Source organism: Natrialba taiwanensis DSM 12281 (genome assembly GCF_000337595.1).
Lineage (GTDB): Archaea > Halobacteriota > Halobacteria > Halobacteriales > Natrialbaceae > Natrialba > Natrialba taiwanensis.
In genome coordinates this window covers 13807-33888 of record NZ_AOIL01000012.1, presented here as the reverse complement: position 1 = coordinate 33888, position 20082 = coordinate 13807, and the positions used below count along the sequence as shown (strand labels likewise).

At 61.8% G+C, this 20082-nt stretch carries 21 protein-coding genes and 1 pseudogene; 9 read left to right on the top strand and 13 right to left on the bottom strand.

The window, feature by feature from the left end; genetic code table 11:
- Positions 1 to 162: 162 nt before the first annotated feature.
- A complete protein-coding gene (locus C484_RS02420; RefSeq protein ID WP_049914984.1) occupies positions 163 to 1116 on the bottom strand; it encodes a rhomboid family intramembrane serine protease in 954 nt (317 codons plus the stop codon).
- Positions 1117 to 1243: 127 nt separating this feature from the next.
- On the opposite strand from C484_RS02420, the gene C484_RS02415 reads away from it, so the two are divergent.
- The 3 genes from C484_RS02415 to C484_RS02405 are packed head-to-tail and all read left to right on the top strand — an operon-like array spanning position 1244 to position 4005.
- The gene (locus C484_RS02415; protein WP_006824387.1) at positions 1244 to 1684 is read left to right on the top strand and encodes a DUF5788 family protein; all 441 of its coding nucleotides are present in this window, start codon (positions 1244 to 1246) and stop codon (positions 1682 to 1684) included.
- Between the two features lie 5 nt (positions 1685 to 1689).
- A complete protein-coding gene (gene polX / locus C484_RS02410) occupies positions 1690 to 3471 on the top strand; it encodes a DNA polymerase/3'-5' exonuclease PolX (RefSeq protein WP_006824386.1) in 1782 nt (593 codons plus the stop codon).
- Positions 3472 to 3498: 27 nt separating this feature from the next.
- The gene (locus C484_RS02405) at positions 3499 to 4005 is read left to right on the top strand and encodes a Mut7-C RNAse domain-containing protein (RefSeq protein ID WP_006824385.1); all 507 of its coding nucleotides are present in this window, start codon (positions 3499 to 3501) and stop codon (positions 4003 to 4005) included.
- 109 nt (positions 4006 to 4114) lie between these two features.
- Here the strand turns inward: C484_RS02405 and C484_RS02400 are convergent, their stop codons facing one another.
- On the bottom strand, positions 4115 to 4888 hold the full coding sequence (locus C484_RS02400) for a PHP-associated domain-containing protein (protein ID WP_006824384.1): 774 nt from the start codon (positions 4886 to 4888) through the stop codon (positions 4115 to 4117).
- A gap of 264 nt (positions 4889 to 5152) precedes the next feature.
- On the opposite strand from C484_RS02400, the gene C484_RS02395 reads away from it, so the two are divergent.
- The gene (locus C484_RS02395; protein WP_006666485.1) at positions 5153 to 5440 is read left to right on the top strand and encodes a DUF7565 family protein; all 288 of its coding nucleotides are present in this window, start codon (positions 5153 to 5155) and stop codon (positions 5438 to 5440) included.
- Between the two features lie 93 nt (positions 5441 to 5533).
- Here C484_RS02395 and C484_RS02390 read toward each other — a convergent pair whose 3' ends face one another.
- Both C484_RS02390 and C484_RS02385 read right to left on the bottom strand, forming a co-directional pair.
- Complete coding sequence (locus C484_RS02390) at positions 5534 to 5971, bottom strand: transcription elongation factor Spt5 (RefSeq protein WP_006824383.1); 438 nt, start codon at positions 5969 to 5971, stop codon at positions 5534 to 5536.
- Positions 5971 to 6147, bottom strand: coding sequence for a protein translocase SEC61 complex subunit gamma (locus tag C484_RS02385; protein ID WP_006108780.1), 177 nt, complete (start codon positions 6145 to 6147; stop codon positions 5971 to 5973). Before C484_RS02385 ends, C484_RS02390 begins: the two co-directional genes overlap by 1 nt.
- A 40-nt stretch (positions 6148 to 6187) precedes the next feature.
- Here C484_RS02385 and C484_RS02380 point away from each other — a divergent pair, with 40 nt between their 5' ends.
- Positions 6188 to 6496 carry a hypothetical protein gene (locus tag C484_RS02380; protein WP_006824382.1) on the top strand — a complete coding sequence of 103 codons (309 nt, stop codon included), beginning with the start codon at positions 6188 to 6190 and terminating at the stop codon, positions 6494 to 6496.
- Positions 6497 to 6506: 10 nt separating this feature from the next.
- Here C484_RS02380 and C484_RS02375 read toward each other — a convergent pair whose 3' ends face one another.
- The 5 genes from C484_RS02375 to C484_RS02355 all read right to left on the bottom strand — a co-directional run bounded on the left by C484_RS02375 (position 6507) and on the right by C484_RS02355 (position 12461).
- A complete protein-coding gene (locus tag C484_RS02375; RefSeq protein ID WP_006824381.1) occupies positions 6507 to 7463 on the bottom strand; it encodes a TIGR03557 family F420-dependent LLM class oxidoreductase in 957 nt (318 codons plus the stop codon).
- 78 nt (positions 7464 to 7541) lie between these two features.
- Positions 7542 to 8705, bottom strand: a complete 1164-nt coding sequence (locus tag C484_RS02370) for a S1C family serine protease (RefSeq protein WP_006824380.1) — start codon at positions 8703 to 8705, stop codon at positions 7542 to 7544.
- Between the two features lie 199 nt (positions 8706 to 8904).
- Complete coding sequence (locus C484_RS02365) at positions 8905 to 10143, bottom strand: mandelate racemase/muconate lactonizing enzyme family protein (RefSeq protein ID WP_006824379.1); 1239 nt, start codon at positions 10141 to 10143, stop codon at positions 8905 to 8907.
- 64 nt (positions 10144 to 10207) lie between these two features.
- Positions 10208 to 11287, bottom strand: coding sequence for a glucose 1-dehydrogenase (locus tag C484_RS02360; protein ID WP_006824378.1), 1080 nt, complete (start codon positions 11285 to 11287; stop codon positions 10208 to 10210).
- Between the two features lie 520 nt (positions 11288 to 11807).
- Entirely contained in the window at positions 11808 to 12461 is a 654-nt protein-coding gene (locus C484_RS02355) for a bifunctional 4-hydroxy-2-oxoglutarate aldolase/2-dehydro-3-deoxy-phosphogluconate aldolase (protein WP_006824377.1), read from the bottom strand.
- 532 nt (positions 12462 to 12993) lie between these two features.
- Between C484_RS02355 and C484_RS22790 the strand changes: the two genes are divergently transcribed.
- Both C484_RS22790 and C484_RS25105 read left to right on the top strand, forming a co-directional pair.
- The gene (locus C484_RS22790) at positions 12994 to 13143 is read left to right on the top strand and encodes a DUF2080 family transposase-associated protein (RefSeq protein WP_006824376.1); all 150 of its coding nucleotides are present in this window, start codon (positions 12994 to 12996) and stop codon (positions 13141 to 13143) included.
- Positions 13144 to 13146: 3 nt separating this feature from the next.
- A pseudogene (locus C484_RS25105) lies at positions 13147 to 13515 on the top strand (helix-turn-helix domain-containing protein); the annotation flags it as partial.
- 515 nt (positions 13516 to 14030) lie between these two features.
- Here C484_RS25105 and C484_RS21950 read toward each other — a convergent pair.
- Positions 14031 to 14414 (bottom strand): M48 family metallopeptidase, encoded by a 384-nt coding sequence (locus tag C484_RS21950; RefSeq protein ID WP_275040108.1) that lies wholly within the window; start codon positions 14412 to 14414, stop codon positions 14031 to 14033.
- Positions 14415 to 15099: 685 nt separating this feature from the next.
- Here C484_RS21950 and C484_RS02345 point away from each other — a divergent pair.
- Positions 15100 to 16071, top strand: coding sequence for a deoxyhypusine synthase (locus C484_RS02345; RefSeq protein ID WP_006824374.1), 972 nt, complete (start codon positions 15100 to 15102; stop codon positions 16069 to 16071).
- Between the two features lie 100 nt (positions 16072 to 16171).
- Here C484_RS02345 and C484_RS22785 read toward each other — a convergent pair whose 3' ends face one another.
- On the bottom strand, positions 16172 to 16351 hold the full coding sequence (locus C484_RS22785; protein WP_152422649.1) for a DUF7511 domain-containing protein: 180 nt from the start codon (positions 16349 to 16351) through the stop codon (positions 16172 to 16174).
- A 346-nt stretch (positions 16352 to 16697) separates the two neighbouring features.
- Positions 16698 to 17834, bottom strand: a complete 1137-nt coding sequence (locus C484_RS02340; RefSeq protein WP_049915000.1) for a WD40/YVTN/BNR-like repeat-containing protein — start codon at positions 17832 to 17834, stop codon at positions 16698 to 16700.
- Positions 17835 to 18115: 281 nt separating this feature from the next.
- On the opposite strand from C484_RS02340, the gene C484_RS02335 reads away from it, so the two are divergent.
- A complete protein-coding gene (locus C484_RS02335) occupies positions 18116 to 19057 on the top strand; it encodes an ABC transporter ATP-binding protein (protein WP_006824371.1) in 942 nt (313 codons plus the stop codon).
- A 29-nt stretch (positions 19058 to 19086) separates the two neighbouring features.
- Here the strand turns inward: C484_RS02335 and C484_RS02330 are convergent, their stop codons facing one another.
- Complete coding sequence (locus C484_RS02330; protein ID WP_006824370.1) at positions 19087 to 19926, bottom strand: COG1361 S-layer family protein; 840 nt, start codon at positions 19924 to 19926, stop codon at positions 19087 to 19089.
- Between the last annotated feature and the right edge of the window lie 156 nt (positions 19927 to 20082).

Genomic DNA, 20082 nt, shown 5'->3' with positions numbered 1-20082 from the left:
TTGGGATGTGGAAAATCGGATGGCGGTGTGTAGGGGATGGTTCTGCGAAGACGTGCCGAAGCGCTGCGTAGTCGATGATACGGTGTGCAAAACTGCGGACGTGAGAAGGACCGTGTGGCAAACTCCCCGGATGCGGGCGTGGAAAGAAGACGGAGAGATCCGTTAGAAGCGCCGACGACCGCCGGGCCCGCCTGGACCGCCCGGGCCACCCGGTCCGCCACCGCCGAGTCTGAACTGACCCGACGTGCGGACGGTTTTGGTTCGTTTGACGTACTCGCCGTAGGCGAGGCCGACGAGGAGACCGACGAGGTGGGCGGCATGGGCGACGTTTCCAGCACCGCTCGTACCGAGACCGATGAAGAAGACGCTGATAATCGCGGTCCCGGCCGTGAGAAGCCAGATCGGGACTGGGACGATCATGTAGAGGTAGACGGTGAGTTTCGGGTTCAGGACGGTGAGCACGCCCATGATCGCGAGGGCTGCGCCGCTGGCACCGAGGACGCCGCCAACGCCCGGGATGACCGGCCCCTGATAGATTTGGATGGCAACCTGGCTGAGTCCGGCCAGGGCACCGCTGACGATAAACAGCGCCGCGAACTTCCGCGACCCGACGTAGCGCTCGACGAGCGGGCCGAAGAAGAATATCACGATGCTGTTGAACACGATGTGTAATATATCACCGGGACTGTGAGAGAATACCGAGGTTACCCAGGTCCAGACGTATTCGGGATGTTGGGGAGTCAGCACGAACAACGTTCGGTGGAGGGCCCCACCCCCGATGAGAAGCGTGAGCCACTGAGCGAGGAACGTGAGCCACATCAACGCGAGGAACGTGTAGGTCATGTTCCCGCGGAAGTACGCGAGCGGCCCGCCCGGTCCGGTATCGATCGGGAGGGCGTCGAGAACGCGCGAACTCGCGCTCTTCGACGTGCTTGTCCCGCCGTTGACGCTCTCGTCGAAGCCGCTATCGAAGACGCCGCTCGGATCGTTCCAGTTTTGCAGGCCGGAACAATCGTGGTTCTCTGGCAGCCGGTGGTCGGCACAATAAGTGCCGCCACAGTGCCGACAGTTGTACGGCATGTTTTCGTCTTTCCCACACACGTCGCACGTAGCCATTGATGGGGGTATGCACGGCGTCGCTAAGGGGTTTGGGGTTCGTGTGACTGACGAGTGCATGACGAGAGCAGTATGGGAGTTCTGACCGGACTGTACATTTTTAGCGCCGCGAGCCCCATACTGAGACGTGCAAGAGTTCGAGCGCAAGCAACTGCTCGAGCGCGTCGAGCGCGAGGGTGCGACCGTCGGCGCGGACATTCCGGAGACGATCACGGTCCAGGGCGAGGAGATCGACCTCCGGACGTTCGTCTTCGAGATCAAGCGCCGCGAGACGGTGCCACCCGGCGAGCGCGACCGCGTCGAGCAGGCGAAACGCAACCTCCGACGGGAACGCGTCGAGCGCATCGAGGCGATCGAGGAAGGCGACATCACCCGCGAGGAGGGAGAGGCGTTGGCACAGAGCATCATCGGGATCGACCGGGGTCTGAACGCCCTCGAGAACCTCGGCCCGACGGATCTCGAGCGCGAGCAGCAAGCCAAGCAGGCCGCCGACACGAAACGCTGGATGTCGTTCCTGAAACAGGCGCTCGGCCGCGAGGACGACGCGAGTTCACGGAGGGGGCGCTGATCGCGATGGCGACCAACGCCGAAATCGCCGGCCGCTTCGAGGAGTTCGCCGACCTGCTCGAGGCCGACGACGTGGAGTACAAACCGCGCACGTATCGCCGTGCGGCTGAAAACGTCCGTGCGCACCCGTCACCGATCGCCGACTACGTCGAGGCGGGCGACCGCGACGCCATCGAAGACATCGACGGCGTCGGCGATGCGATCGCCACCAAAATCGTCGAGTACGTCGAAACGGGTTCGATCGATGAACTCGAGGAACTGCAGGCTGAACTCCCGATCGACATTGCCGACATCACCCGGATCGAGGGCGTCGGCCCGAAGACGGCCGGGAAGCTGTACCACGAGCTGGGTATCGAAACGCTAGACGATCTCGAGGCGGCCGCCGAAGCGAACGAGATACAAGAGGTCTCGGGTTTCGGCCCGAAAACCGAGCAGAACATCCGCGACAACATCGAGTTCGCCCGCGAGGTCGGGACGCGCCAGCTGCTCGGCGAGGCGCGCCCGCTCGCCGACGACGTGCTCGGGTTTCTCGAGGGGATCCAGGAAGTCGAACGCTGCGAGGTCGCCGGCTCGATCCGGCGGTGGCGCGAGACGATCGGCGACGTCGACGTTCTCGTCGGAACGAACGACAACGAGGCCGTCATCGAGCAGTTCGTCGGGTGGGACTCCGTCGACAGCGAGATCGAGTCTGGGCCGGCGAAGGCGAGTGTCCTCGTCGGCGAGATTCGCGTGGATCTTCGCGTCGTCGTCCCCGACGAGTTCGGCGCGGCGCTGCAGTACTTTACGGGGAGCAAGGACCACAACGTCAGCCTGCGAAACTACGCGATCGATCGAGGGCTGAAGGTAAACGAGTACGGCGTGTTCGACGTTAGCGAGATCGACGCCGGCCCCGACGGCGACGGGTCGGGCTCGGCGACGGACGGCAGTCAGCGCATCGGCGACCGGCTGGCGGGCGAGACGGAGGAGGGGATGTACGAGGCCCTCGGGCTGGACTGGATGCCGCCCGAGTTGCGGACGGATCGGGGCGAGATCGGGGCGTCAGAAGCGGGAACGCTTCCGGACCTGCTTATGCGCGAGGACATCCGCGGCGACTTCCACAGCCACACGGAGTGGTCGGACGGCAACAACACTATCGAGGAGATGGTCGAGGCCGCCGACGGGCGCGGCTACGACTACTTCGGACTCGCCGACCACGCCGAGGGACCGGGTATCGTCGGCGGAATGGGACTATCAGACACCGAAATCCTAGAGCAGGTCGAACAGATCCGCGAAGTCGACGCCGCGAACGACATCGATGTCTTCGCCGGTATCGAGGCGAACGTCGACGCCGACGGCGAGATCGGCCTCTCCGCGGAGGCCATCGACGCCCTCGACGTAATCGTCGCCTCGACGCACAGCGCCCTCGATCAGGACACCGAGCGGGCGACGAACCGCCTCGTTCGGGCGGTCGAAAACCCCGCGGTCGACGTACTGGGCCATCCGAGCGGCCGACTGCTGAACGAACGCTCCGGACTCGACTTCGACGCGACCACCCTCGGCGAGGCGGCCGCCGCACACGACACCGCACTCGAGGTCAACAGCAACCCGCGACGCCTGGACCTGTGGGGTAGCGCCGTCCAGGCCGCCATCAACGCGGGCGCGAAGATCGCAATCAACACGGACGCCCACCAGCCGTCGACGCTCGAGTTCATGCGCTGGGGCGTTCACACGGCCCGCCGCGGGTGGGCCGAACCGGGAGACGTGATCAACACCTGGGAACCCGAGGCGGTACGCGAGTTCTTGCACTGAGTGGATATGCCCGTTTTCGAACAGCCCATGCAATTTCTCCTCGACACCATGTGCGGCGGCCTCGTCTCGTACCTCCGAATGTGTAACTACGACACCGTCTACGCCGGCGACCGGAACCTGGAGGCGGACGACGACGTGATCGCCGCCGCTCGTGCCGACAACCGAACGATCGTGACGCGGGATAGTGAACTCGCGAACCGTGCCGCGGACGCGATTCTCTTGACGGCACACGAGGTCGACGAGCAACTCGCGCAACTGCACGAGGCCGGCGTCGAACTCGAACTCCCGCTGGAGCCGGCCGTTTGCGGGCGGTGCAACGGACGGCTCGAACGGATTGATCCGTCGGAATCGACGCCGGGGTACGCGCCCGAACCTGGCGTGTTCGAAAGCGAAACGTCGGCCGCCGGTCGGGACGACGGATCGTCACGGTCGTCGACGGGGCCCACCCCGGTCTGGCGCTGTCAATCGTGCGGGCAGTATTTCTGGCGCGGCAGTCACTGGGACCGGGTTAGCGAGACGCTGCCCGGTTGCTGATCGACGCTCTGGACTGCGGCGCTGGGAAGAGGGGGAGGGGAGAGTGCGTAGAGGTGGAGGAGGAGCGGACGGAACGATGCTGTGATGCGATGAGAAACGATCGACGTCGTCAGTAAACGGCCGCATCGTCGAACCGGCCGTCATATGCGATGTGTTCCGGATGCGTCGGCTCCGTGCCGGAGAGAAACAGCCGGTCGGCCTTCTCCCAGGTGTTCTCATAGCCCAGATGGAGCAACTCGTTCGCCGTCGTTCGCCACCGTCGCAGGCCGTTCTTATAGACGACGCGCCGCGAGACGCCGTTGTCGAGTGCATCGAGGAGGTCCCGTTCCGTTTCGATTGCCCGATCGAAGACGGTGTAGGCGCTCCCGACCGAACGCGGGAGATGGGCGTAGGACGACGTATACGGCGGGTACTCGAGTTCAGTTGCGAGTTCCCGCGCCCGCCGGTTGTGGTGGGGCAGATGCTTCGGGTTGAAAATCTCGATCGCGTCGATCGTCTCCTTGTACCGGTACAGATCGGCGGCCGTGAGACTGACGGTGGCGAACTCGGGATGGGGAACGAGAACCGTTGCGTCCTGGCGGTCGAACTCGGCCATCGCCGCTTCGAGCGAGATGAAATCGGGAACTGGCTCCTCGAGACCCAGCGCGAGGACGTGTTTCCGGTCCGTCCAGGTGCCGGTAAACACCTCGCGGGCGGGGATGACCAACAGCTCTTCGGTCGAATACCGGGCCGCAATCTCGCGAATCTCCGGTAGCCGCCGGAAGTGCGGTGCATAGACCATCGCGTCGAGCCCTGCCTCGGTCGCCCGTTCGATCACAGCCTCGTTGAGGACCTTCGTGTGACAGTCGACTCGAGACGCCACTCCGTCGCTCACGTCGCTCACATACCCTCGTTTCGCGACCGAAAAGTTATGAATTCTGATTCTGAACTCGGTTAACGGTTGGATCTGGGCCGGAATAGTGTATGGCTGTCACTATCAGACTCCGGCTTTTCACGGTGGTTTCGTCGTCTCTGCCCTTGTCGCCACCGATTCGATCTCCACGAGTTCCATCTCGCTCCCTGGCGGTGCCACGTCTATGTCTGTTTGCGATCACATATACTGCGAAAAGACCATTAGGACGGCCTCTCGAGTTCACCGTGAAGACGAATGGCCTGGGAATGTGGAATCGATGGCTGTGGCGAGGTCTTCGCGGATGTCGAATCGGCCGTCGTCCATCAGGCGACCGAGCACGACCAGTGTGAGTGCAACGTCTGTGGGACGGTTGTTCCGGACGGCTATCTCGCGATTCGGCACGCCTTTACGGAACATAGTCGTGCGGAGTACGTCCGCGCGTACGGCGCGAGTTCAGCCGAGGTTCGCGAGCGCGAGGAACTGCTGTCGGCGATCGAGGATGTGGCGGACACCGAAGCGATTGCAACTGAGTTAGATCGGTAGCGGGTCGGCGCGACAGTCGAAGTGCCAGTCGGGAAAAAGCGGTGCTGGTAGGTGTTCGCAATTCGAGACGAGATGCGCCAGACAGTGGTCGTCTTAGCGCTCGTCGCTGTCCAGCACGCGAATCTGGTCCCCGCGGACCGTCACCGGGATCGGAACCGTCGCCTCGTAGAGTTCGACCGTCACCTGATCTTTGCCCTCGTCGATGCGCTGGACCTGGGCCTTCTCGCCCTTGAACGGGCCGGCGATGAGTTCGACGATGTCGCCCTCGGCGATCCCTTCGACATCCGGCTTCGGCGAGAGGAAGTGCTCGACTTCGGAGATATCCGACTCGCCCGGGACGATGTTGCGGGCGTGTGGGATGTCCTCGAGGACGCGGCTCAGGGCGGCGTCACCGTCAGCCTCGACCATCACGTAGGAGGTAAGCGAGTCCGGCGCGAGTGCGGCGTGAATCTCGGGTTCCTCGCGGTTGATGATCATGTCCGCGACGGTGCGCTCCTGACTCGCCGTCGTTTTGACAGCGAAGATGCCCATCAGAGACCACCGCCCGGCAACAGGAGCATGATCCCTCCAATGATGAATCCGAGCAATCCGACCAGGAGGATTCCTGCACCGGCGATTTTCGATACCTGGAAGAACTCCTGACTGGTGGGTGTCGTCGCCATTTTCAACACCCGAACGTACGAGGTGAGGTCGTAGGGAACGTCCATATTTGTCTATTCACAGCGCGGGGTCTTTTATTTGTCTTTCGTGTCCCACGTTGCACTCGACGGCCTGTCGTCCAAACCGTTCGACAACGAAGCCGGGTACATGGCAGAAGACGATACCGACCGCGCGGACGAGTACGAATCCGAACGCGAGGCGGAGATCGAAGACGAACTCGAACGGATCGACCGCGACCCCGACGAAGCCGACGACGGGAGCAGCGAAGTCGGCTCGCAGAGCGCCCCACGGCGCGACGACCGCGGCGGGGCTGCCGACGATGAACTCGAAGAAACGAGCGAGGAAGAAGAGAACGAGGAGGACGAGGAGGACGATCAAGCGGAGACAACTGACTAACACACGGTACTCATTCGATCGCCGGTATCACTTCGTTCTCGTAGAACTCGACGAACTCGGCCTGATTCGGCCCGATCTGGTGGATCGTGACGTGGTCGAAGCCGGCGTCGATGTACTCCTGGATCGCCGAGATGTGCGCTTCGGGATCCGGCCCGCAGACGACTAGCTCCGCGATTTCGTCCTTCGTAACCGCTTCAGTCGCCTGCTCGAAGTGAGCGGGCGTCGCGAGTTCCCACATTAGTTTCCCCGGCAGTGCCGCTTGCGGCCAGATCTCGTGAGCCGTCTCGATCGCCTCCTGTTTGTCTTCGGCGTAGCAGACGTCGAGTTCAGCGTAGCGGGGTGCGTCCGCGGTGCTGTCTGTCTCGAAGGAGTCGACGAGGGTGTCGTCGGGACGGACGGCGACGAGGCCGTCGCCGATGTCGCCGGCGGCTCGCGCGGTTTTCGGGCCGTCGGCGGCGACGTGAATCGGCGGGAGATCCTCCGGGAGCGTGTAGATGCGAGCGTTCTCGACGGTGTAGTAGTCTCCGTGATAGCTCGTGGTGGTCCCTTCCCAGAGGGTGCGGATGATGTCGACGGCCTCGCGGAGCATCTCGAGGCGGACCTCGTGTTCCGGCCACCGGTCGCCGAGGATGTGTTCGCTCAGTTGCTCGCCGGTGCCGACGCCGAGGAAGAACCGGCCGGGGAGCTGGACGCCGGCCGTTGCGGCCGCCTGGGCGATGATCGCCGGATGGTAGCGGATAATCGGGCACGTGATCGCGGTGCCGAGTCGGAGGTCGGTCGTCGCCTGTGCGATCGCGCCGATCACGTTCCAGGCGAACGGGCTCTCGCCTTGCGTCGAGGTCCACGGATGGAAGTGATCCGAGATCATCGCGAACTCGAAGGCAGACTGTTCGGCGAGGGTAGCGTAGTCGACGAGTTCGTTCGGGCCGTGTTCCTCACAGATGAGTTTGTAGCCGATGTCGGTCATGGGTCGGGTAATCGGTCACACCAGATCCGACGCCGACAATTGCGCGCTTGCAACTGCCGCGTCTCGGCAAGCGGCTGCTCAGGGCGGTTCGGGTGGTGTTGGGGTCTGCATCTCTTGTTCGGGTCGCTCTTCGAGGGTGAGATCGACCGTCTGGTGGTCTCCGTCGCGGATGATCTCGATTTCGATCGTGTCTCCGGGGGAGGTGTCGAGCGCCAGGACGGTCGAAAGGCGGTCCTCGTTCGGGATCGGTTCGCCTTCGATGGCGACGATTACGTCGCCGCCGACGGGGACGGGCGTTCCGTCGACGGTCGTCTCCTCGGAGACCGGTTCGAGGACGCCGTCGGCGGGAGAATCGGGGACGGTTTCCGCGACGAGTACGCCGCGCGGTTCGTCGAGGTCGTTCGCCTCGGCGATCTGTGGCCCGACCGGGAGGACGCCGACGCCCATGTAGGCGTGTTCGTACGTCCCGGTGTCGATAAGTTGCGGGACGACTCGTTCCGCGAGGAGTGCGGAAATGGCAAAGCCGATCGTCTGGCTGGCACCGGCGAAGACGATGCCGAGCACGTCGCCGTCGAGAGTGACGAGCGGGCCGCCGCTGTTGCCGGGGTTGACCGGCGCGTCGGTCTGGATCGCGGCGGGGATAGCGAAGCCGGTCGGACTCGGAAGCGAGCGGTCGATCCCGCTGACGAGTCCCTGTGAGACGGAGGCGTCAAGTCCGAGCGGGTTGCCGAGCGTGAGCACCTCCTGGCCGATCACGGGGTCGTCGTCGGCAAATGAGAGTCCGTTGACGATGTCGGGGAAGTCGTCGACCTCGATAACGGCAATGTCGCTGTGCGGATCGGCTCCGACGACCGAGCCAGTTCGCCATTGCTCGTCGCGAAACTGGAGTTCGACGTCGCTCGCCTCGCCGACGACGTGGGCGTTGGTGATGACATGGTCGTCGACGACGAATCCGGAGCCGAGCCCGCCCTGCTGGTTTTCGGTCTCGGTGCCGTCGCCGGTGCCACCAACAACGACGAGAACGACATCGTCGATGCTCTCGTCGTAGATCTCGGTGTACGGACTCTCGGATTCGGTTCCGGAGTCGGACCCAGTCTCGGACCCGGATTCGTTCTCGGAGTCCTGTGCCAGTACAGTCGTGGTCCCGCCGCCGATCAGGGCAACTGTGCCGACCAGGCCGGCCTGTGTTCGAAGGAACTGCCGTCGCGGAAGTGCTCGCTCTCGCTCTCGTTCTCGTTGCATCGTCGTGGGGGTCCCACCCCGACGAAGGGGATAAAACACGCCCCAGCACGGGCGCGGGAACAGGGACGGGAACGGAAAAAGAAACCAGACAGTGGCATGTGTCTCATACGGACTGCGGTCAGTCAGCGCCGACGACCCGCGACCCGTCTTGCCCGCGACCCGCCTTGCGAGTACGCCGGGAATCCTACAGCAGACCGTCTCAGGCCTCGTCGAAGAGTTCGTCGCCGTCGATCATGTGCTCCTCGACGGCGTCCATATCGAGCGTGACGCCGAGTCCCGGTTTCTCGGGGATTTCGATGTAGCCGTCCTCGATGATGTCTTCTTCGACCAGGTCCGCCCACCAGTCGAGTTCGTAGGAGTGGTACTCGACGGCGAGCGAGTTCGGAATCGCCGCGCCGACGTGGGCGCTCGCCATCGTCGCGACGGGTGAGGAAACGTTGTGCATCGCAACGGGTACGTAGTAGAGGTCGGCGAAGTCAGCGATTTTCTGCGTTTCGCGCATGCCGCCGACCTTGGGCATGTCGGGGGCGATGATGTCGACGGCCTGCTCTTCGAGCAGGCGGCGCTGGCCGTGTTTGCGGTAGACGTTTTCGCCGACGGTAATCGGCGTCGTGGTCCCCTGCGTGACCTCCCGCTGGACATCGTGGTTTTCCGGCGGAACGGGGTCTTCGAGCCACCAGACGTCGTACGCTTCGAGGCGTTCCGCGAGACGCTTGGCGGAGCCGCCGGAGAACGTCCAGTGGCAGTCGAAAGCCACGTCGGCGCGGTCGCCGACGCGTTCGGTGACGGCTTCGACGATCGAGGCCTTGTGTTCGATCTCGGGTTCGCGAAGGTGGCGGTTCGCGCGGTCCTTTTCGTGGCCCGAGGGGACGTCGAGGTCGAACTTCAGGGCGTCGTAGCCGAGTTCTTCGACGACACGCTCGGCTTCGTCGGCGCAGGCGTCGGGGTCGGCCTCCTCCTCGGTGTGACAGTCGCAGTAGACGCGGACCTCGTCGCGGTACTTGCCGCCGAGCAACTGGTAGGCCGGCACGTCGAGGATTTTCCCCGCGAGGTCGTGGAGTGCGACTTCGATTCCCGCGATTGCGGTCACGGTGACGCCGCCGATCGAGCCCTCGCCGGACATCTTCTGGACGAGGTGTTCCGTGAGCCGGTCGATGTCGAGCGGGTTCTCGCCCTGCAGGAACGGCGTCATGCGCTCGATCAGTTCCGGAACGCCCGCGCCCCAGTAGGCCTCGCCGGTGCCGACGGTCCCCGCGTCCGTGTAGATTCGTACGAGCGTCCACGGGAAGTTGCCGTCGATCATCGTCGTCTGGATGTCCGTGATCTCCACGTCGCGGCCGCCCCCACGTTCTCGGGTAACGCCCATCGTCTCCGCCGAGAGTTCGCGCATCGTGTACTCGGCGTTCGGGTCGTGAAGCTGCGAGTAATCGATTCCCATAGAAACCCCACTTACACCTATGGTAGTAATTGTTTTGAATCCGTGGTGGGTTCACGAGTCCCACTCAGAAGCCGCCCGCCGGCGCGTCGAACTCGACCGCAGTTTTGACGATATCGTCGCCGTCCTTGAATGCTGCCGTGTAGTCGTCGAGACCGTAGACGCCCGTGACGAGTTCGTCGGTGAACCATTCGGGGAGTTGCGAGAGCGTGTCGATGGCGGCCTCGAAGTGGCCGCGGTGGGAGTTGACGGTACCGAGGAGCGCCTTGTTGTGCAAGACGAGTTCGCGGTGGAGGCGGCCGCCGTCGACCTCGAACTCCCAGGGTTCGGGGACGCCGAGCAGGACGCCGACCCCGTTGGGTGAGAGCGCGTCGACCGTCTCGAAGGCGTGTTTGGCGTGGCCGGTCGCCTCGTAGACCAGATCGACGGCTTCGTGGGCGTCAGGAATTTCCGAAACCGGCGTCTCGCGGGAGTCGACGTAGGTCGCGCCGAGATCCTCGACGAGTTCGACGGTCGGATGGGAGCGATCCCGCCGACCGAGACAGTAGGTTCGGTCGATGTCGAGGACCGATTCGAACATCGCGAGCGTGAGCAGCCCGAGCGGGCCGTTACCGAGGACGAGCGCCGTCTCGGGGGTCCAGTCGAACGCAGAGCGTGTCGCGACGGCGTGCTCGATGGCCTTTTCGGTGATGCTGATCGGTTCGACGAGAAAGCCGAGTTCGGCGAGTTCAGGCGGGATCGAAACGAGATACTCGGCGGGGCTAGTGAAGTACTCCGCCATGAACCCGTGTGCGCCCACGATCCCGCGCTCGAAGTACTCGCCCTCGGGTGCCATATCCGGCTCGCCGCGCTCGAAGAACTCGTTGGAGCGACCCGGCGGACGACGGACGGTCGGCACGACGAACTCGCCGGCGTCGAGTTCAGTGCCGTTTGGCTCTTCGACGACGCCGACGGCCTCGTGGCCGAGGACGAGTCGGTCCGCGCCCGCGGGCAGGTTTCCGTGATGGCCCGCGATTACTTCGTGGTCGGTCCCGTCGATCCCGACGCGAAGCGTGCGCACGAGCGCTTCTCCCGGTTCGGGTTCGGGACGGGGCCGCTCGACGAGAGCAGGCTCCCCAGCACCCGGTTCGACAGCGATCGCTTTCATACCCGACTCTGGGAACCGGTGAAATAAAAATTTACCTCTCCAGTAGTAAATCCTTGAATAGGAGTCGACCGTCGCCAGTAAATATAATTTTCATTATATTAATGGGCGGCCGGTGTAGCGTCACTCACTTCCTGACTACGGCGAGTAACGGCCTGTGAGGGGGTTGTTCGGGCGGATACGATCGGATCCCGGTACTGACCATACTACGCTCGGCGCTGCATTCTGTATACCGTGACTGTCCCGTCTCTTAACTAGTATTCGCTGCGGCTCGGTACGCCCGAAGCGGCTGAAGATTCGTCAGAAACAGGCAATACCTGATTGGCAACAGCAGTTTTTGAACAGCGGTGCAGGACCAACAGTAACGAGCTGGTAGGAAGGGACAAAAGAACCGCAGTATCCGGACGGGAGGTTATTGGACCGTTTTGGGCCGTTTATCGCCGACTCCGAGCGCGAACGGGAGACGAAGCGGGTGTCTCGGAGGGGAGAAAACGAGTTCAGAACGGCGGGGAGGTCTCGACGGTCAGTTGTTGCGGGCGTCCTCGACGGCGGCGACGAACGATTCGGCGGTCGCTCGAACCTGGTCCATATCGCCGCGGTCAATGGCGTCCGCGTCGAGAATCGCTCCGCCCGCGCCGACCGCAACCGCGCCGGCGTCGAAGAACTCGTCGACGTTGTCCGCCGAGACGCCGCCGGTCGGAATGATGTCGACATCGCCGAGCGGGCCGCTGAGTGCGCTGATGTGGCCGGGGCCGACCGTCGAGGCGGGGAACATCTTGAGCACGTCCGCGCCGGCCTCCATCGCGGTGACGGCCTCGGTGGGCGTCATGACGCCCGGTGCGGAGAGGACGCCGTGGCGGTTGCAGGTGCGAACGACCTCGGGGCTGGTGGAGGGCGAGACGACGAACGTCGCGCCCGCGTCGATCACGGACTGGGCCGTCGCGGCGTCGAGGACGGTTCCGGCACCGAGTATCGCGTCGGTGTCCGCGAGTTCGCGGTCGACGGCGGCGATCATCTCGGCGGCGCGGGTGCCATCAGCCGTGATTTCGAGGGCGTCGACGCCGGCCTCGTAGAGCGCGCGCGAGACGGGAACGACTTGCTCCTCGTCGACGCCGCGAACGACGGCGATGACGCCGCTTTCGACGATTCGGTCCTTGATGGTTCGCGTGTCAGTCATCGGTTTCCTCCACGTGTGCGCGACGGATAGTTCCTCTCGCATGGGTCGGCGTGGTTCGAAGGCATCGTCTCCGCGTTCTCCCGGGGGCGCAAAGAAATTTACCTAAATCGAGGCGCTACTGCCCCTTCCTCAGCGAGCGTCATCAGAACGCGACACGTTCTGATTGGCAGTCAGAAATCAACGATTNTACTGCCCCTTCCTCAGCGAGCGTCATCAGAACGCGACACGTTCTGATTGGCAGTCAGAAATCAACGATTTCTGACGACGCCCGAAGGCACGAGCAGGGAGGGGATACAGCGTTCACGAGAGCAGAACTCTCGTGCGCGAACGAGACGCGGAGCGTCTCGTCAACGCCGCTCGTGTTTCTTGCACTGTTCTACAGCAGGCCCGCAGACCAACGCTATCAGTAGCCTTATGTTTCTACGTAGTGTAAACATTGGTAATGGATCGATACGAGGTCGAAGGGCACGAAGTCCACGAAGCCGACGTCAAACCAACCGGNTTATGTTTCTACGTAGTGTAAACATTGGTAATGGATCGATACGAGGTCGAAGGGCACGAAGTCCACGAAGCCGACGTCAAACCAACCGGCAACGGCGCTCACGTGCTCGTTCCCAAGCGGTGGCGAGGTGCCACTGTCAAAGTCGTCCGCGTCACCGATCCAACCGACGAAAACGAGTAGACTATGCGCTACAACTACTGGTATCGGCTCAACCCGACCGACGAACTCCACGAACAGTTAGCGTGGACTGTCGATACCTGCAGACAGGTCTCCAACCACTTTCTGCACCGACTCAACCGAGAGAACGGAACCTCGGCATACTCCGAGCAGTCAGTCCTTCCCGACCTCAAGAACTGGTGGACCGACCTCAAACAAGTCCACTCGAAAGTGCTGCAGAAAGTCGTACAGCAGCTGTACGACACCTTCTCAACACTGAAGGGCCGGAAGGACAATGGCTACCGCGTTGGCGAACTCAAGTGGAAAGGCCCGCAGGAATACCGCTCGATCACGTACAGTCAAACCGGCTTCGAACTCAACAACACAAGTGGCCGTCGATCCGGCCGGAACGACCAAAGAGTGTGCGGCCTGTGGCGTCGAGACGGACAAACCACTGTGGGTTCGCGAGCACTCGTGCCNGCGGGTTCACGGCGGACAGGGACTGGAACGCGGCCTACAACATCTTGGTACGCGGTCTGAAGCAAGTAGGGACGGGCTGTCCCGAATCAACGTCCTCAGAATCGCAGAGCGATTCTGATGGGCTGCGAAAATCGCAAAGCGATTTTCGAACGCCTGCGGAGACTGCGCTCCCTACGGGAACCGATTCGGTTCCTGCAAAGCGCGTTCGCCAGACTCCGTCTGGCGGGCTGTCAGACACAGTCTGACAACGTCATGGAAACAGGAAGCCCCATCTGCTCACGGGCGCGAAGCGCCCGTTCGCATGGTCCGTGAGACCTTCGGTCTCACGCTACCCTCAAGGAGCGAACGGNTGGAAACAGGAAGCCCCATCTGCTCACGGGCGCGAAGCGCCCGTTCGCATGGTCCGTGAGACCTTCGGTCTCACGCTACCCTCAAGGAGCGAACGGCGTCAGCCGTGAGCAAGTAGGGTGGGGGAGGAAGTCACTGAATTCAATAGCCTGTGATCGAAGACCATCAGCTAAGACAACGGGAACCGAAGCAATCGTCATCACCATTGCATCCCAGTTTTTCACGTGAGCGAGTTCATGTGCGATCACCGATTCGAGTTCTTCAGCGGTGGCAAGTGAATCGAGGGCTCCTTGGGAGAGAACGAGATGAACAGTTTGTGGGTGAAAACCCACAGCGACGGCTTCGGGTGTATCACGATCAGGGAGGGCGAGTGTTGGGACGGGAATACTGAGTTGCGTAGCGACCTTCGTCATCAACTGGTGTAATTCTGGAGCGTCCGCTGGACGAACTGGTTCAGCATCGGTCAGGTGCTCGACGGTGGGTTGCTAGATATATTCGAGGTACCCGATTGTTACGATTACCGCTCCAGTGATGATAGCCGATAGCTGGCTGGCTACTCCAAGGCCGAGATACGCAAACAATCCGTAGAACGTAACCCAAATGCCGACTATAGTAGAATCTGGAAGTCTTTGCAGTACGTGCTAACGTAACCAACCGCTGTCCGTCGATTCTCACCGATCCATCGGGAGCTGTGAGCAGAGACTTCTGGGGATTACTATAGAAGGGCACCCGTGATGCAGACAAGTGATAGTAGAACAAACACTATTTGTAAATAAAGCCGAGCAACGAGAGCGCGCATACTACTGAAAAGGCACTAAAATGATAAAAACGCAAGAGGTTATTTCTACCCTCTTCGAGGGAAGATAGTGATGCAGTGTGGTCCGTTACTCGATCAATCGACCGGTGTGGAGAGCGGGTCGCACCCATGTAGCCGTTCGCAGCGTGCAGAGAACTCCCGCGGCTGTACTCCAGCAGCATGTACTCCACCGGAGCATCTGCGAAAGCCGAGAAAAACGCACAAAAATACCATCAAAACACTGCCATACAGTCAACAAACGGCTACCAGGAGCGAACTGCGAGTCTCACGTGCGACTGAACGGAGGGTCGACCGAACCCGAGTGATTCAAACCGGACAGAGCCCTCAGTGAGTATATGACCGACGACTCACGCGACCATGTGATTCCTGGAAGCGATGAAGAACTCACTACTCCGGACGTCGAAGGATACGACTTCCGCGGCGAGTTCAACTTCGACGACTTGCTGAACTCGTACGCGACGACTGGTTTTCAGGCGACACACCTCGCGGAGGCGATCGAAATCGCCGAGCAGATGCAGGAGGACGATGCGACAGTGTATCTCACCTTCACGTCGAACATCATCTCTTCGGGGCTGCGCGAGGTCGTTGCCGCGCTGGTCCGGAAGGGATACGTCGACGTGATCATTACGACGTCAGGCTCGCTCACCGAGGACGTGATCAAGACGGCAAAGCCGTTCAAGATGGGCGAATGGGATGCAGACGAAGCTGAACTCCGCGAACGCGGGATCAACAGACTCGGAAACATCTTCGTGCCGTCGGACCGGTACGTCTGGCTCGAGGAGTACCTCTATGACTTCTTCGACGACTTCTTCGCGGAGGAAAAGGTCCGAACGCCGACGGCGTTTGCCTGGGAGTTAGGGGCGACGTTGGACGACGAGGATTCCGTTTTGAAACAGGCTGCAGACAACGACGTGCCCGTATACTGCCCTGCGCTAACTGACGCCGAAGTCGGGAACTTCCTGTATTACTACCGGCAGGGATACGATTCGGAGGTTGGTATCGAGATTCTGGACGATTACGACTCGCTGATCGAGGACGGGTTGCTCTCGGACACGACGGGTCTCATCGCGGTCGGCGGCGGGGTGCCGAAGCATCACGCGATTATGACGAATCTCTTCCGGGGGGGTGCCGACCACGCGATTTACATTTCGACCGGGATGGAAGGGGACGGATCGCTGTCGGGGGCACCACCTAACGAGGCGGTTTCCTGGGGGAAGATCAAAGACGAGGAGGAGACGAACTATACGCTCGTCGAAGCCGAAGCGACGCTAGTCTTCCCGCTGCTGGTTGCAGCAGCGTTCGACTAGCGTTTCGGCTACGAGGGAGTTCTGAGAGAGGATTCGAGACAAAATAGCTATGAGAGGTGGGGCTTCAGCCGATTGAAAGCGTCCGAAGCGGGTACGGGTACTAGCGGGCCGTCTCGAGATCGACGAACGCGTCCATATCCGCCGATAACCACGCCGTGAGTCGCTCGATGTCGGAACACTCTTCGGGGGTAATCGTACACCGGTCCGATTGGTTTTCGTATCGAACGACGATCGACTCGAGGGTGGACGAGGATTCCGTCATGGCTTGTTGGTGACTCACGCTATCTTGGCCAACTCACCAGCTGTACAAAGCCACTGCTAGTTGTGATATTGAGTGGTACAGAGAGATCTAGAGGGGTGCATACCAACCAATAGCATGCAGCTTCGAGACGAAAGCCATCGGGGCCTCGTTCCCGCCTTCGTCTCCGTAGTTGATGTAACGTCTAGTCACCGCGGTTTTCTGAGACCATAAGCCGGCGGTGAAAGATCGAATCTTGCAAATCGCCGAGTTGCACTAGCCACGGGCGTTACGGACGGAAATAAAGGAGAATCGCGGAGTATCTCCGTGCAAAATGACTCTGTAACGGGTGCCCTTTCAGAGACGATAGTGAACGAGTCGTTACCCGTTACCCTTCGGAAGCGCTCACCCATTCCCCCTGGGTGTAGTGTTCTACCGAAAGTGGTCCGGGCGGAAGGGAGTGATCAGAATTTGACGGATTCTGTGGCGCACGTGGAGGGGAACTCGAAGATACCTCCGAAGCGGTAGCAGCGGTAGAATTAGCTTGTCGTTCAACGATAATTCCATTTTCTCCGACTGCAGCGTGGTACGTCCCGCCTCGAGCGACACCGTTCAGTGCGGCTTCAACGGGCGTATCAGATCGCTGCCATTGGCCGGCAGATTGGCGTTCGTAGACCTTTCCGTTGGCTCCCGCTGCGAGTCCCGCCTCCCCATCGCGAGTGACGGCTCGAATCGCCTCGCGATCATCGTCGACGACGTGTGGGGTCCACCGGAACCCGTCGTATCGGTAGATGATACCGGATCCGGCGGCGACGTTCACGGAATCTTCCGCCTGGCTTGCAATGTCGAAAAACGCGCCGCCCGCGAAGTCGATCCCGATTTGTTCCCACGTGTCGCCCCCGTCGCACGTTTCCGCGACGAACTGACTGGTGCTACAGACGTGTCCCCGCATCCGGGTATTGAAGTCGATTCCAGGAATCGTCGATCCACCGCCGGGTTCGATCACGTCGTTGTACTGCACGGCACCGCTTTCCTGTCGGACGCCGACGAGCAACTCGCCGGACCCGTTCACGAAGTACAGGCGCTCGTCTTCGCCAGCGGTTCCGCGGACGGCGCAGTCTTCCCACGTACTCGTTATTCCCATGGGTGCGGAGTAGTTGGTCAGCGTCTGAGTTGTGATGTTGTATTCGCCGATGACACCGCTTCCGCCGACGAACCAGACGGCCTCGCTGTCATCGGTTACATCGATCCCCGTCAGCCGGCGACTTCGAGCCTGCGGACCGTACTCAACGACGAGTTCCCAGCCGTCTTCGTGACGGGCGGCCACATTGCCATCGGCTCCGCAAGCAAACGGTCCCTGAGAAGTACCGACAGCATCGTTGAACGGCATCTGGGTTGGTGAATCCGCTTGCACCCAGCCGTTTTCGGGTGGCTGTTGTGCGAAGCCCGTGCTTGTTCCGATGATTCCAGCTGTTACCGTTGCTGCTCCGAAGCGTACGAATGTACGACGTGTGTGATTAGACATCATCCACCATAGACATCAATACTGATAGCTAACACCAAAGACATTCTCCAGATCTTCGTCATGAGAGAATCGACGCCGAACGCCCAGCTAATGCCAGTATATCGGTAACTCGAGCGTATAGGATCGTGCGATTGGCAAAGAGGATGACCAGGCAGAGCGTTCGAGGAGTTGCGTTGTCCTGTTCCCAGTTACGAGAGAGGAGGCGTAATCAACACAGACAGCGTGTATCCCGGCGGTAATTCCCTCGCACGTATAAGGTTCGAGCCGTCGTCGTTTAGCGCGTGAGCAGCGCTGGTCAACACCGGATCGAGTTCAATTCCGTGACGAAGTACTACGGGGATGTCCGCGGTGTAGAAGACCTCACGTTCACCGTCGAACGCGGGGAGATTTTCGGTTTTCTGGGGCCGAACGGGGCGGGGAAGTCAACGGCGATTCGCGTGCTCCTCGGACTGTTGAAGCCCACCGGCGGCGAGGCGTCCCTGCTGGGACGCGACGTTACGGATCGAAACGGACTCCGCGATGCGAAACGGCACCTCGGCTACCTCCCGAGCGACGTTACGTTCTACGGCCGCGTAACCGGCACGGAGGTGCTCGATTACTTCGCCCGGATTCGCGGTGACGCGCGCCGTGAGGAACTCCTCGAACGCTTTCCCGTGCCGCTCGATCGGAACGTGAAGGCCTACTCGAGCGGAAACAGACAAAAACTCGCCATCGTCGCGGCGTTCATGCACGACCCCGAACTCGCGATCATGGACGAGCCCACATCGGGACTGGACCCGCTCGTCCAGAACGAGTTCTACGAGCTGCTCGAGGAGCGACAGGAAGCGGGTCAGACGGCGTTTTTCTCCTCGCACATCCTGAGCGAGGTTCATCGCGTCTGCGATCGCATCGGAATTATCAAGAACGGGCGGTTGATCGAACTCGACTCCGTCAAGAGTATCCTCGCGGACGGCGGCACGATCGCCACCGTCCGATTGGCCGAGGAACCGCCAGCCGCGGCGCTCGAATTCCCAGGGGTGGCACACGTCAACCGACAGGATGGCGAGTACCGGCTCGTTCTCTCACGCGAGTTCGGCGCTCTGGTCCACCGGTTGAGCGAGTACACCGTACTCGACCTGGAGGTCCGCGAGGCCGACATCGAGGACGTATTCATGCACTTCTACGGCGGCACGGACGAGGGCGACACCGACGACACTCCCCTGGAAAACGAAACCGGCACCTGATTCGAACTCGTCCCGTGGCCGGTCCGCTGTTAGCGCCGGCGGAACCACCAGATTCCCACGAGAACGAACACGATCGCGATGGCGACGAACGGAATGAGGGAGTCGGCGTCCGTATCGTACGCGAGCGTCATCGCGACACCGGCGGTCGTTTCGATCGCATCCGGGGACGATTCGAAGGCGAACCGAACCGTCTCCGCGTCGCCCGGCGAGAGCGTTCCAACGTATGCCATCGGCGACTCGCTAGACAGCGACGGGCCGGCATCAACCGTGGTGACGATGTCCGACACGGTCTCGGTTCCGTCGTTCGTAATCCGGACTTCGTAGACGCCCTCCCCGTCAATCGGGATGTCACCGCCGACGGGCGTCAGATCGAAAACGGGTGCCTCCCTAACGGCGATTCCGAGCGACGAGGGGCCGCCGGTCACGACGCGTTCGTCCTCGTCGGGAGTCGTTTCGTTCGAACCGGCGCTGGTGTCGGCGTCATCGCCGGGTTCATCGACGCGGTACTGAACGGTCGCAAACAGCGGATACGTTCCTGGCTCGGTGGTGGAAGCTGCGACATCGACGTCGACGGTCGCAGTCTCGTCGGACGAGAGGTCTTCGAGGTAACGCGACTGACTCGACCGGGGCGACGCGAGCGAACCGAGAGACACTGCACCGCTCGGCGCTTGCAACGTCACGACGATATCGGTCGCCCGCTGGTCACCATCGTTCGTTACCTCGAGCGTAACTGTCGTCGCGGTTTCCGCCCGAACGGACTGGTTGTCTGCGACGGCGACGGTGACGTTTGCTTCGGGTCCCTGGACGAGTTTCGGGGCCGCAGCAGGCTGCTCGGTCGGCGATTCCCGTGCGACTTCAGGTGACGGCACCGTCGCAGACTCGTTTTCGGCCTCGGCCGCTTGACCGAGCGGGAGCGTTCCCTCGTCTTCGGTCTGTTCTGGGACTGGTTCGTTAGTATCGGTGTCAGTGGCGGTGGGGTCGGTATCGTTTTGTTGGAGCCCCGCTTGCAGCGGTGAACTCGCGTC